General features: G+C 35.3%; 23 protein-coding genes, 1 pseudogene and 1 other annotated feature (1 of these 25 cut by a window edge). Of the genes and pseudogenes, 7 read left to right on the forward strand and 17 right to left on the reverse strand.

Features of this window, described 5'->3' with window-relative positions; translation table 11 throughout:
• Positions 1–193 (reverse strand) — a binding site (T-box leader) (it extends 81 nt beyond the left edge of the window).
• 245 nt (positions 194–438) lie between these two features.
• The 3 genes from AC3ANV_RS14165 to AC3ANV_RS14175 all read right to left on the reverse strand — a co-directional run bounded on the left by AC3ANV_RS14165 (position 439) and on the right by AC3ANV_RS14175 (position 2,802).
• Entirely contained in the window at positions 439–912 is a 474-nt protein-coding gene (locus AC3ANV_RS14165) for a hypothetical protein (protein ID WP_488309405.1), read from the reverse strand.
• The gene (locus tag AC3ANV_RS14170) at positions 913–1,695 is read right to left on the reverse strand and encodes a hypothetical protein (RefSeq protein WP_488309406.1); all 783 of its coding nucleotides are present in this window, start codon (positions 1,693–1,695) and stop codon (positions 913–915) included.
• A 552-nt stretch (positions 1,696–2,247) separates the two neighbouring features.
• The gene (locus tag AC3ANV_RS14175; protein WP_488309407.1) at positions 2,248–2,802 is read right to left on the reverse strand and encodes a CBO0543 family protein; all 555 of its coding nucleotides are present in this window, start codon (positions 2,800–2,802) and stop codon (positions 2,248–2,250) included.
• A gap of 413 nt (positions 2,803–3,215) precedes the next feature.
• Here AC3ANV_RS14175 and AC3ANV_RS14180 point away from each other — a divergent pair, with 413 nt between their 5' ends.
• Both AC3ANV_RS14180 and AC3ANV_RS14185 read left to right on the forward strand, forming a co-directional pair.
• Positions 3,216–4,439, forward strand: coding sequence for an IS110 family RNA-guided transposase (locus AC3ANV_RS14180; RefSeq protein ID WP_488309408.1), 1,224 nt, complete (start codon positions 3,216–3,218; stop codon positions 4,437–4,439).
• A 119-nt stretch (positions 4,440–4,558) separates the two neighbouring features.
• Positions 4,559–4,753 carry a hypothetical protein gene (locus AC3ANV_RS14185; protein ID WP_488309409.1) on the forward strand — a complete coding sequence of 65 codons (195 nt, stop codon included), beginning with the start codon at positions 4,559–4,561 and terminating at the stop codon, positions 4,751–4,753.
• 59 nt (positions 4,754–4,812) lie between these two features.
• Here the strand turns inward: AC3ANV_RS14185 and AC3ANV_RS14190 are convergent, their stop codons facing one another.
• On the reverse strand, positions 4,813–5,826 hold the full coding sequence (locus tag AC3ANV_RS14190) for a DUF3231 family protein (protein WP_488309410.1): 1,014 nt from the start codon (positions 5,824–5,826) through the stop codon (positions 4,813–4,815).
• 204 nt (positions 5,827–6,030) lie between these two features.
• Here AC3ANV_RS14190 and AC3ANV_RS14195 point away from each other — a divergent pair, with 204 nt between their 5' ends.
• Together AC3ANV_RS14195 and AC3ANV_RS14200 are read left to right on the forward strand one after the other, a co-directional pair.
• Entirely contained in the window at positions 6,031–6,504 is a 474-nt protein-coding gene (locus tag AC3ANV_RS14195) for a hypothetical protein (protein WP_488314223.1), read from the forward strand.
• Positions 6,505–6,744: 240 nt separating this feature from the next.
• Complete coding sequence (locus AC3ANV_RS14200; RefSeq protein ID WP_488309411.1) at positions 6,745–6,984, forward strand: hypothetical protein; 240 nt, start codon at positions 6,745–6,747, stop codon at positions 6,982–6,984.
• 221 nt (positions 6,985–7,205) lie between these two features.
• On the opposite strand, the gene AC3ANV_RS14205 is transcribed toward AC3ANV_RS14200, so the two are convergent.
• The gene (locus AC3ANV_RS14205; protein ID WP_488309412.1) at positions 7,206–7,565 is read right to left on the reverse strand and encodes a winged helix-turn-helix transcriptional regulator; all 360 of its coding nucleotides are present in this window, start codon (positions 7,563–7,565) and stop codon (positions 7,206–7,208) included.
• A 225-nt stretch (positions 7,566–7,790) separates the two neighbouring features.
• On the opposite strand from AC3ANV_RS14205, the gene AC3ANV_RS14210 reads away from it, so the two are divergent.
• Positions 7,791–8,537 (forward strand): NADPH-dependent F420 reductase, encoded by a 747-nt coding sequence (locus AC3ANV_RS14210; RefSeq protein WP_488309413.1) that lies wholly within the window; start codon positions 7,791–7,793, stop codon positions 8,535–8,537.
• Between the two features lie 286 nt (positions 8,538–8,823).
• Here AC3ANV_RS14210 and AC3ANV_RS14215 read toward each other — a convergent pair whose 3' ends face one another.
• The 9 genes from AC3ANV_RS14215 to AC3ANV_RS14255 form a co-directional block, all read right to left on the reverse strand.
• Positions 8,824–9,081 (reverse strand): DNA-binding protein, encoded by a 258-nt coding sequence (locus AC3ANV_RS14215; protein ID WP_488309414.1) that lies wholly within the window; start codon positions 9,079–9,081, stop codon positions 8,824–8,826.
• Between the two features lie 76 nt (positions 9,082–9,157).
• A complete protein-coding gene (locus AC3ANV_RS14220) occupies positions 9,158–9,811 on the reverse strand; it encodes an SMI1/KNR4 family protein (protein WP_488309415.1) in 654 nt (217 codons plus the stop codon).
• A gap of 155 nt (positions 9,812–9,966) precedes the next feature.
• Complete coding sequence (locus AC3ANV_RS14225; protein WP_488309416.1) at positions 9,967–10,398, reverse strand: hypothetical protein; 432 nt, start codon at positions 10,396–10,398, stop codon at positions 9,967–9,969.
• A gap of 17 nt (positions 10,399–10,415) precedes the next feature.
• Complete coding sequence (locus AC3ANV_RS14230; RefSeq protein ID WP_488309417.1) at positions 10,416–10,823, reverse strand: CBO0543 family protein; 408 nt, start codon at positions 10,821–10,823, stop codon at positions 10,416–10,418.
• 270 nt (positions 10,824–11,093) lie between these two features.
• Positions 11,094–11,504: a hypothetical protein gene (locus AC3ANV_RS14235; protein ID WP_488309418.1), complete on the reverse strand. Its 411-nt coding sequence runs from the start codon at positions 11,502–11,504 to the stop codon at positions 11,094–11,096.
• 147 nt (positions 11,505–11,651) lie between these two features.
• Positions 11,652–12,089, reverse strand: coding sequence for a VOC family protein (locus AC3ANV_RS14240; RefSeq protein WP_488309419.1), 438 nt, complete (start codon positions 12,087–12,089; stop codon positions 11,652–11,654).
• 185 nt (positions 12,090–12,274) lie between these two features.
• On the reverse strand, positions 12,275–12,691 hold the full coding sequence (locus AC3ANV_RS14245; RefSeq protein ID WP_488309420.1) for a WapI family immunity protein: 417 nt from the start codon (positions 12,689–12,691) through the stop codon (positions 12,275–12,277).
• Positions 12,692–12,772: 81 nt separating this feature from the next.
• Positions 12,773–13,210 (reverse strand): DUF5063 domain-containing protein, encoded by a 438-nt coding sequence (locus AC3ANV_RS14250; protein WP_488309421.1) that lies wholly within the window; start codon positions 13,208–13,210, stop codon positions 12,773–12,775.
• Positions 13,211–13,335: 125 nt separating this feature from the next.
• Positions 13,336–14,076 (reverse strand): AAA family ATPase, encoded by a 741-nt coding sequence (locus AC3ANV_RS14255; RefSeq protein ID WP_488314224.1) that lies wholly within the window; start codon positions 14,074–14,076, stop codon positions 13,336–13,338.
• A gap of 169 nt (positions 14,077–14,245) precedes the next feature.
• Between AC3ANV_RS14255 and AC3ANV_RS14260 the strand changes: the two are divergent.
• Positions 14,246–15,084: pseudogene (locus AC3ANV_RS14260) on the forward strand (tyrosine-type recombinase/integrase).
• A 284-nt stretch (positions 15,085–15,368) separates the two neighbouring features.
• Positions 15,369–16,808 carry a hypothetical protein gene (locus tag AC3ANV_RS14265; protein ID WP_488309422.1) on the forward strand — a complete coding sequence of 480 codons (1,440 nt, stop codon included), beginning with the start codon at positions 15,369–15,371 and terminating at the stop codon, positions 16,806–16,808.
• 315 nt (positions 16,809–17,123) lie between these two features.
• On the opposite strand, the gene AC3ANV_RS14270 is transcribed toward AC3ANV_RS14265, so the two are convergent.
• The 3 genes from AC3ANV_RS14270 to AC3ANV_RS14280 form a co-directional block, all read right to left on the reverse strand.
• Positions 17,124–17,894, reverse strand: a complete 771-nt coding sequence (locus AC3ANV_RS14270; protein WP_488309423.1) for a metallophosphoesterase family protein — start codon at positions 17,892–17,894, stop codon at positions 17,124–17,126.
• A 910-nt stretch (positions 17,895–18,804) separates the two neighbouring features.
• On the reverse strand, positions 18,805–20,100 hold the full coding sequence (locus AC3ANV_RS14275) for an IS110 family RNA-guided transposase (protein WP_488309424.1): 1,296 nt from the start codon (positions 20,098–20,100) through the stop codon (positions 18,805–18,807).
• Positions 20,101–20,362: 262 nt separating this feature from the next.
• The gene (locus AC3ANV_RS14280; RefSeq protein ID WP_488309425.1) at positions 20,363–20,461 is read right to left on the reverse strand and encodes an FbpB family small basic protein; all 99 of its coding nucleotides are present in this window, start codon (positions 20,459–20,461) and stop codon (positions 20,363–20,365) included.
• Between the last annotated feature and the right edge of the window lie 13 nt (positions 20,462–20,474).

Below are 20,474 nucleotides of genomic sequence, written 5' to 3' on the forward strand. Positions count from 1 at the left end.
TTAAAATTGATACTCTTATACTGTGACATTGATAACGAGTGCCAAAACTCGTCGTATCCTACTAATACAAAAAGTACGTTCAGTACGAAGCTCAGAGACCATTGTTCAAATGAATGTTTTTGCTTCTTTTCAGCTACCGAAGCTCTCTGGTGAAAAACAATATCATTTTACTTTTTCTCTTCATTGCTTTTGTTTCATAATTACCAATAGTTTATTCAATATTTTTCCTGAAGTCAACATTAATATTTCAAAATATTTTTATTTTAGAAAATACTTTGGGATGCTCCTTAAACTAATCTGCCCAGTTACTTCAATAAGAAAAAGCATTACCGTTGTTCCAGTAATGCACCCGTTACTTTAAGTACAATTCTTCACAATCTCCTTCGTTAATGGGCGATGCTTTTTATAGCATCACACCGATAATAAAAAATTTTGTTGTTATTCTTTAGAATTAATAACTTTCGCCAACCCTAACGCTAAATTCCGTGTGAGTATATCTGAAACTAATTTTTCATCCTTCAGCTGACAATTAATAATTAGTATAACTTCTCCATGTTTTTCATTCCGTACCAGTTTAATTTGCTTTTTTTTATTCTTCCATTTATACAATATTATTTCGATTACTAAACCAATAATAATGCCGCTGACTGCACCAATTAGTCCCCAGTATATAGGTCCCCATTCTAATTCAAATCCCTTGCTGGCTAAAATAGTTGATAATACAACTGCTAAAGCAAAACCCTTATCTAAAAACGAACGACCGTCAGAATGATTAAGGGAGTCAATGATTGAAGCTCTAACATTTACTTTCTTTAATGGAACTGCAAAAATATCCGTTATGCCATTCTCCTGTAACTCTGTTATCCCAAGCTCAAGATACTTTGTATGTTCAAAGGTCGCAAAAATTTGCATTTATTCCACCAGTCCTCCCTTATGAATGTGGAAATTCGAAGGCTGGAAATTTTCCTCTAAAAAGCGTGCTTGTTCTTTTGCAAACAATTTATTTAGTTCAATAGTATCTGTATAAGATTGATACAATGTGAAGAAATAAAAAGACGGTATAAATAGCAACCATTGCATATTTAATACTTGTGTGGATTTTTGTATATCTCCCTGTATTAAATAAATTATTGCTTCAGCGAAGTGCGAGTAAAATACAAAGATAGCTGCCCAAAAAAGTGTAAAAAAACTTGCTAAGATTCTTTGTTGATAAAATTGACCTAGACTTGGAATGAAAATTGCCCAAATAAGAGCTAGGATAGGATTTCTCTTATCCAGATAATTAACACCCGCTGCGTTCATAGCATATTTCTTGATGGGAGAGTTGGCACTTTCGCTAAGTTTATACTCTTTGTTCAAATCAACTGCTCCACGGTAACTGTCCCATATACCGAATAAATATATAGGTATATATAAAAGCAATAATCTGGTATTTAATATACCTTTAGCTGATGGTATATCGCCTATAAAAGAATACACCATAGCAGCGTTTAGATTTGAATATGAATTAATACAAATTTCCCAAATAATTAGACCAGTACCACGAAAAAAATGTCCTAGTAGAATATGACCAAGTCCAGGGAAAGCTACTGACCACCAGGCAATTATTGAAGGTTTTCTTAAATGAAGTATGGTTGTATCAAAAATTCCTAAAACGTTTCTAGGAAGACTTTCTCTTCTCATAACCCTACTCATATAAAATGCTCCTTTGATCCAAGTTTGTAATTTCTGTGTACAGGTTAAATTCAGTTATATAATCCTTTTTCCTTAATCTCTCCAAAAAATTTTTTAAATAAAAATAATATCAATAATTAAGTTTTCTTTCTTATGATAACCTGCCAGTTTGCTCAACAACAAAAAGGAACCGTGGCATCGGTCCTCAATCTTAACCGTACACTTAAAAAATTTAAAATTAATTCGAATATAATGTTTTGTTCATATTTTGTTAATCAGTTTTATCTAAAATAGAATTACTAGGACAAAGCAAAAGCCTAATCAACCCCCCTTTTAAATAAAAGTGCCAGGTACCTTCCACCAAAGGGTATGCCTGGCACTTTTTGTATTATCTCTGTCAGAAGTAATACCTAAATCATAGAGAACAACTATTTTGATTTATTAGCACAAAAACGGTTCGCCGTTTTGTTCCCGTTGTTGAACTAACCGCCCCCATTACTTTAAGTATATTTATTCACAAACTTATCAGTGTAAGCAAACTATTTTCAAATGGAAAAAGATTCATGTATTTTCTTACAATGGAGAAAACTTAGACCGTTGGCTAAGCCAATATGCACTCATAAAAAGAAGAAACTGAATTGGGACCGAATAACTATAACGCCAGGCATTCGGCTCATAAATGCCCAGACAGTCAAAAAATGGCTCTCCAATATAGGAAGTTAAAAGAGCGAAAAATATCGCTTTTAACCACGGATTTATTTTTGGGAAGAATTGTAGGAGAATCATTACCGATACAGGCATTAGCGTGACATCCCACGGGAAATAGGTAGGAAGTGTTGGGATTACATGAAACCGATAATGCCAAATGCCTATTTGGTCTCCTAAAATATCAAGTAGGGTTGAAATTGCCATAACATAAAAGCCCACGTACATCATTCGATCTGTACTTTGTTTTTTTCTAATAAGAAACCAGATAATCCACGGGATGATTGAGAGGGCAACTCCAAGCCACCATAAGCCAGAAAAAAGAACATATTCCTGCCAAATTTCTATCTTTTGGTCAATTAATTCTTCAGTCTTATAAAAATTTTTATCCTGCATCGAGATGAGACTTTCTTTACTTGCCAAATTATCACCCGCTTCAATCCAAGAGAATTCCTTATAGGTTTAGATACATTATAAAAAATATACATTAAATTAGCCGTAAGGTTGAGAAATAGCTACAATATCCCTATTAGGATCGCCACAGCAATCCTCATACTTCAACTATTGCACCCTTTAGCCATCCATGAAGCGCAAAAATCAACGCTTCACCACAGAGAATGAAAATGGTCACGAACCGTCAATACTGATTCTACGGCTGGGAGAGGAAGGTCGCTGAACTATGGTGCGTGAGAGCCCATCCTTTAGTCTGACTCCACCGACCACGGTGCACCACTGACTGTCGCTCCCTTACGGGAAGCACACATGGTAGATTAATCCTATTCTGGTTGTTGCACCAGCCTCTAATCATAATGATCGCCGTAGAAAGGATGTTTTCAATGGATGTAGTCATTGAAAGAGCATGCGGTATGGATGTCCATAAGGACAATATTACTGCCTGTATTTTGACACCTGAAGGAAAGGAGATTCAAACGTTCTCTACTAAAACTGTATTTCTATTACAGTTGGTTGACTGGATTAAACATCATAATTGTACCCATGTCGACATGGAGAGCACGAGTGTTTATTGGAAGCCGATTGTGAATTTACTTGAAGCTGAGGATATTGAGTTTTTAGTTGTGAATGCCCAACATATGAAGGCAGTTCCAGGACGCAAAACGGATGTAAAGGATGCAGAATGGATTGCCAAGCTTCTTCGGCACGGGCTGCTCAAAGCAAGTTATATTCCAGATAGAAATCAACGTGAACTGCGTGAGCTAGTTCGCTATCGTCGAAGTATAATCGAAGAGCGAGCCAGGCAACATAACCGAATCCAAAAGGTGTTAGAAGGAGCGAACATTAAATTGGGATCTGTTGTTTCAGATGTTTTGGGTGTTTCGGCTCGGGATATGCTTGATGCCATTGCCGATGGTGAGGAGGATCCTGAAAAACTAGCAAACTTTGCCCGGCGCACTATGAAAAAGAAGAAAGAAGAACTGGAACTCGCCCTAAAAGGCTATATCAATTCACATCAACGCCTTATGTTAAAAACCATTTTAGGTCATATTGATTTTCTGACTGAGCAAATCGAGATGCTGGATAAGGAAGTTTCCGACAGAGTCAGCTCTCATCAAGAAGATGTGGCACGATTGGATTCCATTCCTGGTATAGCAACCAGAATGGCCGAACAAATCCTATCTGAAAGTGGGACTGATGTGAAGAAACAATTCCCCACTGCAGCTCATATGTGTTCTTGGGCAGGATTAGTTCCTGGGCAAAATGAAAGTGCTGGAAAAAGAAAATCAGCCAAAACTAAAAAAGGAAATAAGTATTTAAGATCGGGGTTAACCGAAGCAGCTCATTCAGTAAGGGGATCCAAAAACTATCTTGGTGCACTGTATAGGCGTACAGCATCCCGAAAGGGTAAAAAACGTGCTGGAATTGTAGTCGCTCACGCAATGTTACGTATCTCTTATTATCTATTAACCCGAAAAGAAATGTATGTAGACTTAGGTGAAGACTACTTTGATAAGCAGAGACAACAATCAATTGTTCGGCATTCATTAAGACGACTTGAAAGTTTAGGATACATCGTTACGCTGGAAGAACCTAAAGCCTCTTAATCCAGTTCACTTAATTACCATAGATCTATGAAATTGGCGCTCTCCCCTTTTTTAAAAAACGAATGAGCTGCGTCTTCTTTAGTATTGCCATTTTCTCAAAGTTACAGAAGTTTATTTTCATGGTAGTTGAAGAAGAAATTCAGATGTTATTCTTACTAACTATTTGGATGACGGTCATGAGCAATTCGTGGCTTTTCCATCCATTCGTATTTTGCGGGACCACAAATTATGGAAGAAATTCTGTCTTTTCATATGAGACCCATAGTGCAGCACCATCAAATGAATGGTTTTATCAAACTAAACTTACTCATTAGCGTAAAAGTTAATGGAAAAGCACTTGTGAAAAATTTCGAACACAAGTGCTTAGGACTTTTTATTCTTTAATTATTGCCTTTCGTTCTTCCATCTGAGGCGGTTCTTCCATCCATCCATTCTTAATCATTATCTTTGCACCTTTATGGGCATATTCGAAAATATCTTTCGTGAAAACAGTCATTTTTGCTGCCAAGTCATTCCGTAAACTAAAAGCAGTTCCTACGGCATTGCCCCCCATAGAAAAACTGCAAAGCATACTGGTACAATACATCATGAGCTTATCAGAAAACGGAGCAACTGTTGAACGCGTCGCATTTCCGCCCGAAGAAGCAGGTACTTGAATACCATCTTCGATAAATGTTTCACTCATCTCTTTAATAATACTTTTGGAGAGTTCTACTCCTTCTGCAAAAAATTTCTTTACTTCAGAATTATTGGCACATTGGGCAAAACCAGTAATCATTTGTAACCCAATAAAATTTACTTCGATTCCATGGTAAACATAAGCAACTTCTATTGTATTTAATGTTCTTTTGTTACCTATTTTAGTAAATGGATTCATTCCAGCTAAATAGTCTGTGTTTTTTACAAATTCAGTCGATTTGGGCATAGAAACATAAGGAGAGCGAGCAATCATCCCTTTTTCTATCAAATACTGTGTGCAAGCATTGTAATATGCTTGGGTAATGGCGGTAAGTTCTTTGAAAAGCATGACAATATCTTCACGATATGTCATATTTATATTTAGCGTATGTAATCCCATACTAATTTCTTTTAGCAAGCGAACAAACATGATGTCAAAACCATTATCATATAGCTTTGGAACATCTTTATTTACATCTTCAGAAGTAAACCCGATTGGGATTACAGCCCCTTCACTTTTGAAAATGTTTGTAATTTTGCCAACATAAATGTCTATTTCAGTGTATAAATCAGTCATGATTTTTTTTGCTTTTTCGTCGTCAGCTTTTTCAATAAAGTATTCTAACATTCGCAAAATCATCGTTTTCTCTTGGTATGTAAGCCATAGAACACCAAGCTCGGATGAAGTTATAGCAGGTCTCTCAGGCATAATGCATTCCTCCTACTGTTTTTCTTCTTTATTTTGCTCTAAAAATAATACAATATCCTAAAAAAATTTCCGTATTTTACCTCGTTAATGAATGATAGAAAATAATATTTTTTCCTTTAGCTAGAATATTTCAATTCTGTATTAAGGAAACTAAACTTATCTGAAAAATTAGATGAAGAAAATTGATAGAAGTGAATACTAATGATGACAAAAGATGAGCTTGAGAAAATCCTTTGGAGTATTGCTTTGCCTGGGTTTGCCCAAATTCTGAACGGGAAATTTCTCAAGGGATTACTTCTAATTGGATTAGAAATATTGATTAATGTTCAATCCAATTTTAATAATGTAATTATTCTGAGCTTTCATTGGGAAATTGAAAAAGCCATTGAACAAACGAATTATCAATGGTTGATGTTTTATCCTTGTCTTTATTTTTTTGCGATTTGGGATGCTTACAGTGATGCAAACGGTAAAAAGGCAGCATTAGCGTTTCTTCCGTTTGTGTTTTCAGCTTATTTAGTTACAGTAGGGCTTATTTACTCAGCAACATTTGAAGTAAACGGAATGTTACTCGGACCTATGTGGTTACCAATGTTGTCATTACCCATCGGAATACTGATTGGGATTTTTTTGAGATATATGCTTTTGCAATTTATATATGGTGCCGAGGAAACTTAGGTACACTAGCTCAAAGAAATTAGTGAGTCTTCAATAAAAATAAACGCCACTGGAACCCTTTGGCGTTTATTTTTATTGAATTAACCTGCCCCGTTAGCTGAATAAGATTTAGGCTATTTCGTCAAACGCATCTATAATTTAAATGACAAATTTGTGAATTTGGCGAAAAACTCTTTTTATTTTCAGTTTTAATTGATATAATTCCTATTATTAAGGTAGGAATAGTAGGTGTTTTTTATAATGTCTTTGTATGAAAGATTACCAAGTGATTTTTTAATTGAATTTTATAATGAAGTAAAGAAAATGATTTCAAAAGGTTTAGTTTCTAAACATATGTACTATGAGTTAGGATTAATGATTGCAGTTGCATCAAATAGAGGGATACTATTGGACAAGCCAAATGATTTTGAACAAAACATTGTCCACGAATTATTACTGGAATTAAGTAACTATAATACTCTGCCGTCATTGGATAAATAGTTAATCGTAAGGGTCCTCCATTAAACCAATATAAAAAGCCACTGATTTTATTAGTGGCTTTCTTCAACTATCGCACCCGTTACTTTAAGTACATTTCTTCACAAACTTTTATCTTAAAAGAAAAAGTTGCCTTTAGAACGATTTCTCGTCCCACAACTTTTGCTTTATCCACATTTAATTTTTCATTTCTGTGAGCTAACGATGGATGTGACCACTTTTGTTTAGTCTGCTTGCTCCCCAAACTTCTTTCCGAACGCTTCCATCAGATCAATAATAGGAATGAATTCTTTCCCTTTTGAGGTTAATGAATACTCTACACGAGGAGGAACCTCTGGATAAACATTGCGATTAATTAAGCCATCTCTTTCTAGTTCTCGAAGTTGCTTTGTAAGAGAACCTTGTGAAATATCCCATAAAAAAGCTTTGATTTCACTATAACGACGTTCTTTGGACTTTAAAAACCAAAGAATGAGATATTTCCAACGCCCTGAGAGTATGTTTTGGGTATAGGCAATGCCATAAACTTCTCTTTGTTCCTTTATACACTCTTTGTCAAATCCATCCTTACATATCCTAGACACCTTTTCACCTGCTTTCTACTGTTAAGTACAAAAAAATGTACTACGTCAATTTTTATTGCCTACTTCAAAAAGATGAGAAATCATTTTATTCTAGTATATGTAACAGAAATACTCAATACGTTTTTAATAACTAATGAGTATATGTTTACCGTTTGATAAACATATGATTGTGTAACTTTAAACAGAATAATTCTTTTATATACAAATTCTTTAGGAGGAACAATAATGAGATTTGGAATTATAGGTGCAGGACCAATTGGGTCAATTATTTCTAAAAAATTAGTTAAGATTGGATATGATGTCAAAATTGCAGATGCACGAGGAATTGAACGTTTGGAAGGAAAAGAGTTTGCTGGAACACCCGTGCGTGTAGAGGATGCAATTAAAAATATTGAAGTTCTTATAATATCTCTCCCTATAAAAGCACTGCCCAGCATTCGGGACATTATCAATCAAGTCGGGGAGGAAGTAATCATTGTAGATACTTCAAATTATTATCCTTATAGAGACGGCAAAATTGAAGAAATCGAGAACGGGATGGTTGAAAGTGTTTGGGTTTCAAATCAATTAGGCAGACCTATCATTAAATCTTTCAACAACTTATTAGCCTATACTTTAGAAAATGAAGGAACATCCGAGGTTTCTAATGGACGAATTGCGATGGCAGTTGCTGGTAATGACCCATCACAAAAACAAGTAGTCATGGACGTAGTAAACGAGCTAGGCTTCGACGCAGTAGATAGTGGTTCTTTAAGTGACTCTTGGAGACAACAGCCAGGAACTCCTGCTTACTGCACAGAGCTAACAAAAGATGAGCTCATGAAAGCGTTGAAAAAGGCAAATAAAGAAAAAGCACCATTACTACGGGACAAAGTGATGGAAAGGTTCGCAGAGCTCCTTGCTGAAAAAAAAGAAGTTGAAATTTCACATAAAGATATTGTGAATTTAAACAGAGAAATATACAATTCATAAAACAAAAGGTGCACTCGTTAGAGGCACCTGTTTGTATATCAATATATCCCCATAAAGTTGTAAAGGTATGTCTTACCTTTTGCAGCCAAACAATCCTAAATAATGTTAGTAATTCTGAGAGCTTACAAAGGTCCTTCCAGGACGATCTCAATTTTTTCAAAAAACAGAATCTAAGTATGTTTGTGTTTAAAATCCCTCTACCACTAAACTGCTTCTTTAGTTCAATAACGATTAATGAAAAAAGGACTGCCGAAACAGTCCATTTGTTGTTGAATTAAAGCACCCGTTACTTCAATAAGGATTTTGTTGCTTGCTTTATCCAATCTTTTATATCCTCTTCATTGTGTAAATACGAAGTGGGCGAATCTAATATATCTATACCACTAATTATTTTTAACAAATCCCAAACAATTTCGTCATTAATAGTGGGGGCATCAGCCATCACGTAGTACGAAGCCCAATCAGATACTTCTTCCCTTGTCATTTCGCCATTTAGAACGGATTTCAATCTATCTATTATATCGCTTACAGTTGGTTGATTCATTTTACATCCACCCGACTTTCCTTAACTAAAGCACCCGTTACCGTAAGTACATTTCTTCACAAATTCTTAAGACAGGTTAGGAGTTATTAATTAAAGGTAATAATTGACTGGAAATAATACTTTCAACATTGATTCCATCTTCATTAATACCATCCGTCCAATCAAAAACTTCCACAAAGCCAACCTTAGACCACTTTCTTATTAAATCGTCAAAATTTATAGCCACTAATAGACCGTGAACATTTGGACCCCCATCAACTACATCGTGTTCAAGAAAAATGATGGTTTCATTTCTCTTATCGATACAAAAGGCATCTCCATTACGAAAGGTTATAATGGGTATCCAAAAACTCCAATCATTCACTAAAGCTTCCCAACCCTCGTCTAAGCAATCGTTTAATCGTGTTCTGCCATCATCAACCATTTCTTTCATATCAATATATAACTCTACTATTTGAAAAGGAGAAATTAAATTTATACCACCGTATTTGCATTCTTCGCCAAGAGGAAACTCTCTATCACTAAGTATTTCCCAGTAGAATTGAAGGGAAGAGGATTGATTTAAAAAAAATTGACGCAGAGTGTCGGGAAATCTAAAAGACAATTTTGTTTCAACATTTAACAAAGATTCTTCGCTAATTGGGTCGTCGATTTTAATTTCCGAAATTTTTACAGATTGAAGATCGTATAGCTTTTGAATCACTGAGTCGATCACTTTTCTTAATTCCATTAAGGTATGTCTCCTGATATTTATTATTTGGTAAAATATTTTGTTCTTTAATTCAACAAAAAGAAGCACTTCCACTTCTTGGAGAAACGCACCCGATAGTTTAAGTGCAATTGTTCACAATTTCTTTTACATTTAAAATGACTCCAAATATAGGGTTAACTCTTGAATATAAATTTTTTTAGCAACAATCCTAATGTAATACCAAAAATGATGGCACTGAAAATATGAGAATAATAATCATTGATGGGTCTAATATCGATATACTTACCTTCTATTAATGATGTGAAAAATAGTTCACATACTAACCAGGCAAATAAACTGCCCACGGTCGTTTTTATAACTAAATGGCATGAACCAAACTTTTCAAATATAAAGTAAAGTAAGACTGCATAAACACTGCTAACTAAAAAATCTACAATTAATCCTATGATAAATACAGGTCTGTTAAATGTAATAATAAGACTTGCTAATTCATAAATACCAAACTTTCCAAAGCCAAAATGTGCAAATATCCTCGAAGCAATCTCTCCTGGTATTGTTGAAAGTACACCTAATATACCTATTCTTAACATCCTATCTTGGATCATATCATCATTCCTTAATCTTAATTAATTATTTCAATTCTGCGTATCCATTTATAATAAACCAACAAAATTAATAGCAAAACAGGGTCAAGTATTACTGAATAAATAAATTTCCACCAATCGTAGTGAAAGAATTCCCAAGGTTGTTGTAATGTTAATATTTCATATGCCGAAATAAAAATAACCCAAATAACGATATAACAAAATTTACTTAACCAAGCCTGATTGAAGGGAAACCAGTTTAAAAATATAACACATACAGGTGGAATTAGTACCGTATACACCAATACATTAGTCCAATCAATTCCTTTCCAAAAATACCAATACCCATTTGTTTTTTCATCGATAAAAATATCAAAGATAATTTGTAATATCATTGTAAATGTCCAAATGTGAACAATTTGATTTTTAGTAAGTTGTTTTCTCATCTTTAAAGCAACAAAATTGTAAATTACGGTGGAAGCAACAAAATAAGACCATACATAGATTCCCCAATTTAAATGGTATAATTACATCTTAGTTTAGACTACAAATAGGGAAATAATTCTTTATGCTTTTTTTCTTCTTATTGAAGTAAACTGCTACCGTTAATACAACAAAAAAAGGATCGTCGCAGCAACCCATCTTCAACTCTTGCCTCTGTTAGCGTAAGAACAAAATATGACAAACTATTGTGAACTAAAGCTGTTTATTTATTATTAATCTTCATCTTTATTTCTTTGTTCCGACCAATCCCAATAGGCATCATAAACCTCATCGTGGAGAAATCCCTCGTTCTCTTCTTCTTCTTCTTCATTAGGCTCGCTAAGTGTTAATCCAAGCCAAGTATCATCAAACTCAACAACTTCTGGGTCTCTTACAGCGTCCAATAAGGAAAAAGCATCGTGAAATGCCCCAAGAATAGTATCTCTAACTGTTTTTTCAATAGCTGATAAGGCTACATCATCAAATTTATATTTTTTTAATGCAGCTACTTCTACTTCGCTCAATTTAAACTCATCCCATACAACGTTATCTTCGGATGGGCTCACTAAATGATTTCGTATCTCTTCTGAACTATTTTTAATTATCTCGTGTAGTTCAATTAAAAATATTTTTCTTGGGTCCATTGTCGACTACAACCTCCGTTTGTTTGAGCTTTTTAAGTATTCTTCGCCATTGTATAACTATAATCCTTCTTGAAGTAAAGCACCCGATAGTTTAAGAAGAAATCTTTAACGTTGGAGATCTAAATTATTTAAAGTCCCTTTCAATATTTATCTGATTTTCTCCGCCAACTCTAAAATAATTCCCTCTGGACCACGAACGTAGCATAACTTATAACTTTCTTCATATTGCTGTATCTCACTAAAGATTTCCGTTCCCTTCTTTTTCAATTTTGCAACAATAGCTTCAATATCTTCAACAGCAAAGCAAATATGTCGGATACCCAGCGTATTTGCAAAAGGTTGTTGAATATCTTTTTCATCTGACGGCGTATAAAATTTGACTAGCTCTATCCATGCCTGACCATCTGGCATCCCCAATCCTACACATGCCGTTTTAACATCAGTAAGCCCAACTATTCTGTCCAACTGTTCTCCATCCAATTCCCATTCCGCTTGCACTTCAAGTCCTAAATCAAGAAAAAACGCTTTAGCCTCTGAAAGATCATTTACGTTTATACTCACATGATCTATTCTATTGATCTTCAAATCTCATACCTCCTATGTTCCTGTTATTTTCAATACCTGTATTCGTGTAAGGTTTGTTTGAAATTCTAATTCGCTTAAAACGGGAAAATATCCTTCTTCAACAAATCTCCCCCCGTTACTTCAATAAGAAAAAAAGACCGCCATAGCGATCATTAGCTTTACATACGTATTTCGTTACATTTTAACTAAGGCTTCCCGATAACAGGAAAAGCAGCTAAAATATCATCCAATTCTTTTATTAACTCATTTAAAAACGATTGGTCTGATTCAAATTCAAATTTAAGAACAGCCCCATAACCCGCAGGATAGCACGTTTCAGCAGTCCACATAATTTTACCTAATTTGTCCATTTCACAATCAAATTGTAAATAACCATCTAAATTTTTTAAGCACGCTTTTCCTTTTAAAAGTTTACTCATTATTTTTATCTGATTAGTAAAGTCCCTTATTTCATCTGTTCTTAAATCTGCGTTAAAATTAACAAGGAAACCTGGGATTTTGATATTTACTTTAGATGTTACCCAATTACGATCCCAATAATCTGAACTATTAGGATAATTTCGATACAATACATCGATTTCTATTTTTGTTTCCTCTCCCAAAAGATGAAACTTCAACATAATCACCTCAGTTATTTAGGTTTGGGTGGATGGTCAACTCAGCACCAATTAGATGAATAAGAATCACTTAACAACTGCCGAATGTAGAGCACGTATTGCATCAACAGCGTGACTGCCCCAATGTATTTCAAAACCAAATTTCCATTCCCAAATAGCCTCTAAATGATCATATTTCTCGAATAAAAGTATCCCTTTTTTAACATCTTTATAAATATCTAATATGTCATCAGATAAACTTGCCCCTACAGGTTCCTCTAAGTCGTAAGGATTGAAAACCTCCCAATAATGATCGTATTGACCAATATTAATTTGTGGTGTAAGAACGTCAATGTCTGTTACTCCATCCTGTTCTATCTCAACATCGGGCAAGTGTAGAGCTTTCGAATATAAATCTAATAGTGAAAGAAGAAGAATCTTTAATTTCTTATTGTCGAAGTTCTCAATTAGGCTGCAATATGAGACAGCGGATTGATAAAACTCGTTTATTCCTTGATTTGTCATTTTATCTCCACCTGTTTTTTTCTATTTTATTTCTACAAATTTTAAACCAACGCCTCTTTATTCAACAAAAAAAAAGTGCCACCGAAACAACCCATCTTTTACATAAGCATCCCATTATATTTTTATTAATCCTCGTCATTTAAAAACAACTCTTCTAAGTACCTTTCCTTTCTATTTAGAAATCCCTTTGTTATTTGATAATGTTCTGTGTCTTCATATCTGACGCTTTCAATTACATTGGAATCAAAACTAAAGATCTTTGCGTTTGGATACCCCAGCAAAATAGGCGAATGTGTGGCGATGATAAATTGAGAACTTCCACTACTCACCAATTGATAAATAACCCTCATAAATGCTAATAGGCGAGCTGGCGATAATGCTGCCTCGGGTTCATCTAATATATAAATACCCTTATCCGAAAAACGATTAAAAAATAATGATAAAAAGGATTCTCCGTGAGACTGGTGGTGAAATGACCTGCCTCCATATCCTTGATATTTAAAAGTCGGATCTTCCTTGGCTAGTTGGTCCAAATGAGAAGCAAAATGATAAAAACTTTCAGCCCTTAAAAAGAAGCCTTGACTGATTTTTGGTAACCAAGACAAACGAATGTAATTTCCTAAATCAGCGTGGGATGAATCTACGTCATATATATTGTTTCTTCCTCCACCTGCGGTATTAAACCCACACTTGTCCGCAATAGCCTCAAGCAAAGTAGATTTTCCAGAACCATTTTCCCCTACAAAAAATGTTACTTCACTATCTAAGTCCAATGTATCCATTCCTCTTATAGCAGGAACAGTGAATGGGTACGTATTAAAATCGTTAACTTCTTCTCTCAAAAGAGCAATTCTACGTAAAAACAACATTAGTTACACTCCTGCTTTTTTATTTATATTATAAGGGAATTGTGAGATTTTGAGATAATTCTTATTGAAGTAATCTGCCCAAATAGTTGAAAAGTCTATTCCGTTTCAATTTCGAGAAACAAGTCTATAATTCCTCTAAAAAGAAAATTTTAGGGAGAGAAGTAAATTGTTATTATCAAAAGCATGGGATATGTATGAATCGGATAAACGCATAGAAGGATTTTCGCCACAAACATTAAAAGCATATAAACTCCAAGCCACATTACTTATTAGATATTTTAAAGATGTTAAACTTGATACAATTTCCACTGGTCAACTTAAAGAATACCTTGCAAAGTCAAGCGAAACCTTAAAACCTTCAAGTTTAGCTCACCGAATACGTTTTATGAAATCATTTTTTCGCTGGTCACATGAGGAAGCTCATATTTCAAAAAATTCCGCCGCCAAAATAAAGGAACCTAAAGCAGGAAAACGAATTCCAAAATTTTTAACAGAATTTGAAATCGAACATTTACGGGAAGCATGCTCCACCCCAATGGAAAAGTCTTTGTTTGAATTCATGTTTTCCACTGGATGTCGTATTGGGGAAATTGTTTCTTTAGAAAAAAATCGTATTAATTGGTCAAACCGATCCGCCATTGTAAGAGGGAAAGGGGATAAAGAAAGGGAAGTTTATTTTAATATCCGCTGCGAAATATGGCTTAAACGATACCTCGATCACCGCCTGGATGCAGACCCAGCCATTTTTGTTACCGAAAGGTATCCCCATCGAATGAGTATTGCTCAAATGAGATACATAATAAAACGTATTTCAAACCGAGCACAGATTAATAAAACGATTCATCCACACCAACTAAGGCATAGCTATGCCACTCACTTATTGAATAATGGTGCCCCTCTTGAAGTGATTCAGAGTTTATTAGGTCATGAAAAAAGTGAGACGACTAGGATTATGCACAGTTAAGTGGCAGTTTAAGGCAAGAACTATACCGTAAGTATTTTTGATAATGATTAACGACAACGACAAAAAGCAACGCAATAGGCGTTGCTCTTCTTATGCTCTTGCACCCTATAGTTTAAGTACATTTCTTCACAAAGCAAGATACAAATAGATGTCGTTTAAATGCGCAGTATCGTTGTACTATGCAGCAAATCACTTTGTTTTGTTAGATATTCTTCTTAAACATAAGCCCCCTTTCGCTAAGGTGAAAAATACATAGGCATTATACACATGTTTAAAATGGCAGCATACATTAATAAGGAATAATAAGAGAGGTGTGAATGTTATCGTGGGAAGTTTTTATTTTAGACAAACTGGTCCTAATTTTATTACACAACCACAACCTTATTACTTTAATCCATTTTATACATCCCAACCTAATCATAATATTGGTCCTAACTCACCTTTATCGCAGAATCCTACTTACCCAGTCTATCCTTATGTTCCAACTCAGTTTAACCCAAATATTGTTCGAAGCCCATCATTATCGCCAAGTCAAACTTACCAAACCTCTCCTTATGATCCAAATCCGGGTCCTCATCAAAATTGGATTTATACACCAAGCAATACTTATTTTTTCCTGGGAGACCAAAACGCCAGCTACTACATTTTTCCGTATGAGGTTGATCCCAAAACCGAAATTGTGATAAGAGGGCGATATCCCTATGCAAGATATTTTACCTATAATATAGCTAGTATTCCATCTCATCGTTTAGTTAATGCAGTAGTGGGGCGTGAGTTAATTCCTGATCCAGGAAGTACGAACCCCTTTTTGCCTGGTGCTAATTGGGATGCAACAAACCGCAACTATACCTTGAAAATCCGTTTTACTGCCCCTCCAGAGGGATCTAATCATTTTGTTCCTGGAGCGGGTAATAATGTGATTTACGCGGGAACTTTTGAAAATGGGGAACCAAATAGATTTGGGATGATTATATTAAGAATTTACGTTCCGAGTATAGGCTATGATAAAACAGGAGGTGTCGATCTTCCCTTTATCACTTATTGTCCAGCAAAAAATGATAAAGGACCTCGAAGCCATTGCAAGTTTGAAAGTAGTAGTCTTTTTTCTGCAGCATTTCAAAACACAAACCAGCAGAACAACAATGAACAGAATCAGATGGATTTTGATGACTATATTAATTTAAATTATTTTGCCAATAGTAATAAAAAAAATAACATAAAGATGGATTTTAGACAGAGTTTCGATTTAACTTGGAAGCGATTTGCACCAGGATTTCTTCAACCTGAAGGCAATACGGTCTATACCATTTCCAATCTAATTGACAGGGACCCTGGTAAGTTGTTGTTTATTCGCTGGAAAGCTCCTACGTTCCCGGATACGTATCATAATTTCGGAATCGTAGGCGATGAAGATATGCAATATTGGAGTATGAGTTTTATAACACCAATTGGTCTATTGGGACTCTATACAATCTCAGATTATCAGGCAATTATTGATAAAAAGGGTTATGTAAATCTTGTTATAAGCTTTGGAGCCCCACGTCCATCATCTGTCACCTCCGAAAATGGATTTACTTGGGTTGACGCTAGCCAACTTCCTTTAGTCCCTCTTTTCCTTTTTTACAGAAATAATCAAATATCCCAGAACTTTCTGCATCATACAGCGGCGGATGTTCCTAAAAACGAAATAGTTACACCTCAAGACATGGGAAAATATTATCCATCCGGTAAATATGTAGATACTATGTATTTTGAACAGATATAATAAAGAGTGTTGGCACAAGCTATGCCAGCACTCTTTTTAGTTACTAATTTTATTTTCCAGTATAGAACTTTATTTTTTAGTATACGACTTTATTTTTCACGAACATTATAATTGTTTTATTATTGCTTTGGTAATTTCTCACCTTCATACTCATTTTTTTCTTACCTTCAATGGTACCTGTTTGGTTGTTAATGGTCCCAATATTCTTGGAAATTTGCTGCTAAACGTTGCCTTTTTTAAATAAAACCTCCGTTTGCTATCACCGACTTAAGAGTAGCCATTATATACATTCAGAATAGTCATATTCCAAATTTTTTATATACAAGGCTTTCTAGGAGTACCGAAAACTCTCCAAAGGAGTGGTCCTAGAATTTGAGATTTATCTACAAAAAATTCAACAAAGTGAAAATCAATTAAAATCAAATCCTTGTCATTTTCAAGCTCTGCTCCAGCGCCACCTGACAAAACAAAATCGATGCCTTTTCCAGTAGTAACCGTCCCATTGCTGTCTTTCATAATATATTGTTCGTCATATGCATGGACATGGCTAACCAGAACTTTTTTTACGTGGTGCTGCTGAATTAAGTCAAAAAATCTTTGACTGTCAGGTGTATTTACTGGAAACCCATCCAGACCTGTCCACCTACCAACTTCAGGTTCTGCATGCATAGCTACAACAGTGTTTCGGGGATTATTTTGCAAATGTTTCTGTAAAATAAAGAGTTCTTGGTCCGTAAATCCATATTTTTGTGGACCTGTTAGACTTAATACATTATTCACTGCTATGCATCGAAAATTTTCATTAGGGATATTAATCACCCAATGCACCTCTCCGATGATGGACTTGAAATTTTCAAGGTTGATTGGATTAGAATTTGGTACATCATGATTTCCAACACAAACAAATACTGGTATGTCTCGTGCAATTTTTTCGACCACGCGGACAAAGTCCTGCAAGTAGGAAATCTCACCTGTAAAAACAGTGTCCCCACCATGAACAATAAACAACGGGTCTAATTCAACCGCCTGTTTTAAAACCAGTTCAAATTCCCCACTCATGGTAAAACATCCATCTTTTTTCCCCAACCCTCTGCTGTCCCCCAGGAATACAAAGTTAAATTTATCTTTAAACCTTTGGCGCTGAATTCTTTTTTTCAATAGTTGCATCGAACGTTCATGAAGTGTCATAGACATCTTCTTCACTCCATATATGAAGATATAACTCAACAAGTTATTCTGTATATATGTATGAGGGCGTGATCTGTAAGGCTTGGACAAATTAACTTTATTTAAGTGATCCTACAAGATTTTTCTTAATCTTCTTCCACAATATTTTCTTTTAATTGACGAGAGCTCGATAGTTAGGGCTTTATCCAGGATATGGCTACATGCAGCTCGCCAGTAGCCTTTTCTTGTGTTTGCTCATTCCCATGCCTTCTTTGACCATTTCTTGAGCCAATAAAGTCGTGTACGAACCCTTTTCCAACGTTCCCAAGTTACCATGCGCATGCGTCCTCAAGTCCATTTTGTCCAATTTTAACAGACCACTATTCTTTAACTTTGTGAAGAAATGCACTTAAACTAAACTCCCTCAATAAAGAAAGCGAAATCTCCCGATTTCTCCGTTTTTCTTAGATTTTCATAGTGGTTTACATTGGGTTAATCGCTTAATAGTAGGGTGTAAATTACTGAAAAGGATAAATCTGGACCCTTTGAGAAAAAAGACTTATAGCCCACTAACCAATAACTTACAGTAATTGGTGGATGAGTTAAAATATGATCGCACTGGTGGATGTCCACATTTCCTCCCATGCCTCACAGAGTCTTCGCTCTCAAATTCCTTCGTCCAACCTTTCCATGAGGTGGATGTCAGCCATGCTGCCCCACAGGGTCCTTTGCCCGTAATTTAGTTGCTTTGCCGACTAATCCGTGCTTCAAATATACCCAAAGCTATAAAACTCGTCGTAGCTACTATTGAATCAAATCTAAAACAGAATCAAGCGACCATTTCTACCTTCTTTGATACTGACAAATGAGGAATATCCTTTAACATCTTTTCTTCACTAAATTCAAATTGCTTTTTACCTATGCTAAAGAAAATACGGATCAGTTTATTACATAAAGCAATAATAGACTGCATTTTCTTTAATGGATTATCAGAACGTTGTGTATAGTAAGCGTGTAATGCTTTAAAAGCTGAATTTTTTGCGACTAGAATCATACAAACTCTAAACAACAGAGCCCTTAGTTTCTTCCGGCCCCTCTTTGTAATTGTCGTTTTTCCTTTGTGCTTACCGGATGTATTTTCTTTTAAACTTAAGCCAGCCAGCTTAATAATTTGTCGGGGATGAAAATAATCATTTAGATCACCTACTTCCGCAAAGAAACCGGCGACCGTATCCCTTCCAACCCCTTTAATGGCCAACATTTGTGGTACACCTGGTATTTCATCAAGTAAAATATCTATTTTTGCATCTAATTCTTCGAATTTAATCTGGATTAATTCATATTTATCAAGTAATGTTTTCAGCTCCAATTTAGCCATATCAGAGCCCTGCCGAAGTCCGATGGACTTACTGGCTGCTTGCTTTAACTCTCGAATCTTATTAAGCCCCACACTCCGGGTATCGGCTTTTCTCAGGTGGGTGAGCAGTTCTTGTTCAGAAAAATTTATTATTTCATGCGGTAAGGCATATAGTTTCAAGAATTGTATTGCCGTCTTGCCTTCCCACTTCTTAAAGACTGTAAGAAATTCTGGAAAGTACCGATCAATCCAGTTATGAACTTGGCCTTGAACCGTCTGGAGGTCATCCGTTAAAAGATCACGTATTTTCTTAGCCACCCGGAGTTCGGCATAAACTCCTTGTGGTATTGTAGGTTCGGCGTATCTTCCGTCTTTGACCAGCTGGGCAATTACTTTGGCATCTTTCACATCATTTTTAGTTGGTGAATTATCATCAAGTTCCTTGCTTTTCTTAACGTGCAAGGGATTTACCACTACGAACTTAATCTCATTTTCTTTCAAAATGTGAGCCAGGTTGAACCAATAATGGCCTGTCGGCTCCATCCCAACCACCACTTTATCCATGCATTGTTCTTTCTTTGTTTCTGAAATCCACTTAAGAAAATGACAGAATCCGTCTTTTGTGTTTTCAAAATAACAAGGGGATCCGAACTCAATTCCTCTAAAGTCCTGGGCACGTGCCACATGCTTGAATTTAGCGATGTCGACTCCTATAATAAGTGTTTGAGAAGTAATTTGAGCAATTTTCTTATTTTGGTTATAATTCATTTTAGGCCTCCTGGTATTTGAGTGTTGTCCTTTTCGCTGGCCAGCTTCGGGACTCTCTCATTCTACCAAGAGGTTATTTTTTTGTTCAAACTCCATTTTCCTTCATTACAGGAATGCTGCCCCGTTAGCTTAATAAGAATAAGGAAAAAACACCCACTGAATCGTATTTAAACAATATGATTCAGTGGGTGTTTTTCTATTTGAAAACCCCTCAGATTTAAGAGAAAGGGGTTTGTTTACCGATATTAAAAAAGAAGTAGTGTTAGTCCTGATTTTTATATTCATTTCGCTTTTCTATCCGCTTTTCAATTTGTTCTATTGCTTGCTTAACATTAATTATTTCCTTTTTGTTTTCTTTCATTAGTTCTTCAAGT

The sequence above is a fragment of the Neobacillus sp. DFD-2R genome (assembly GCF_057747865.1).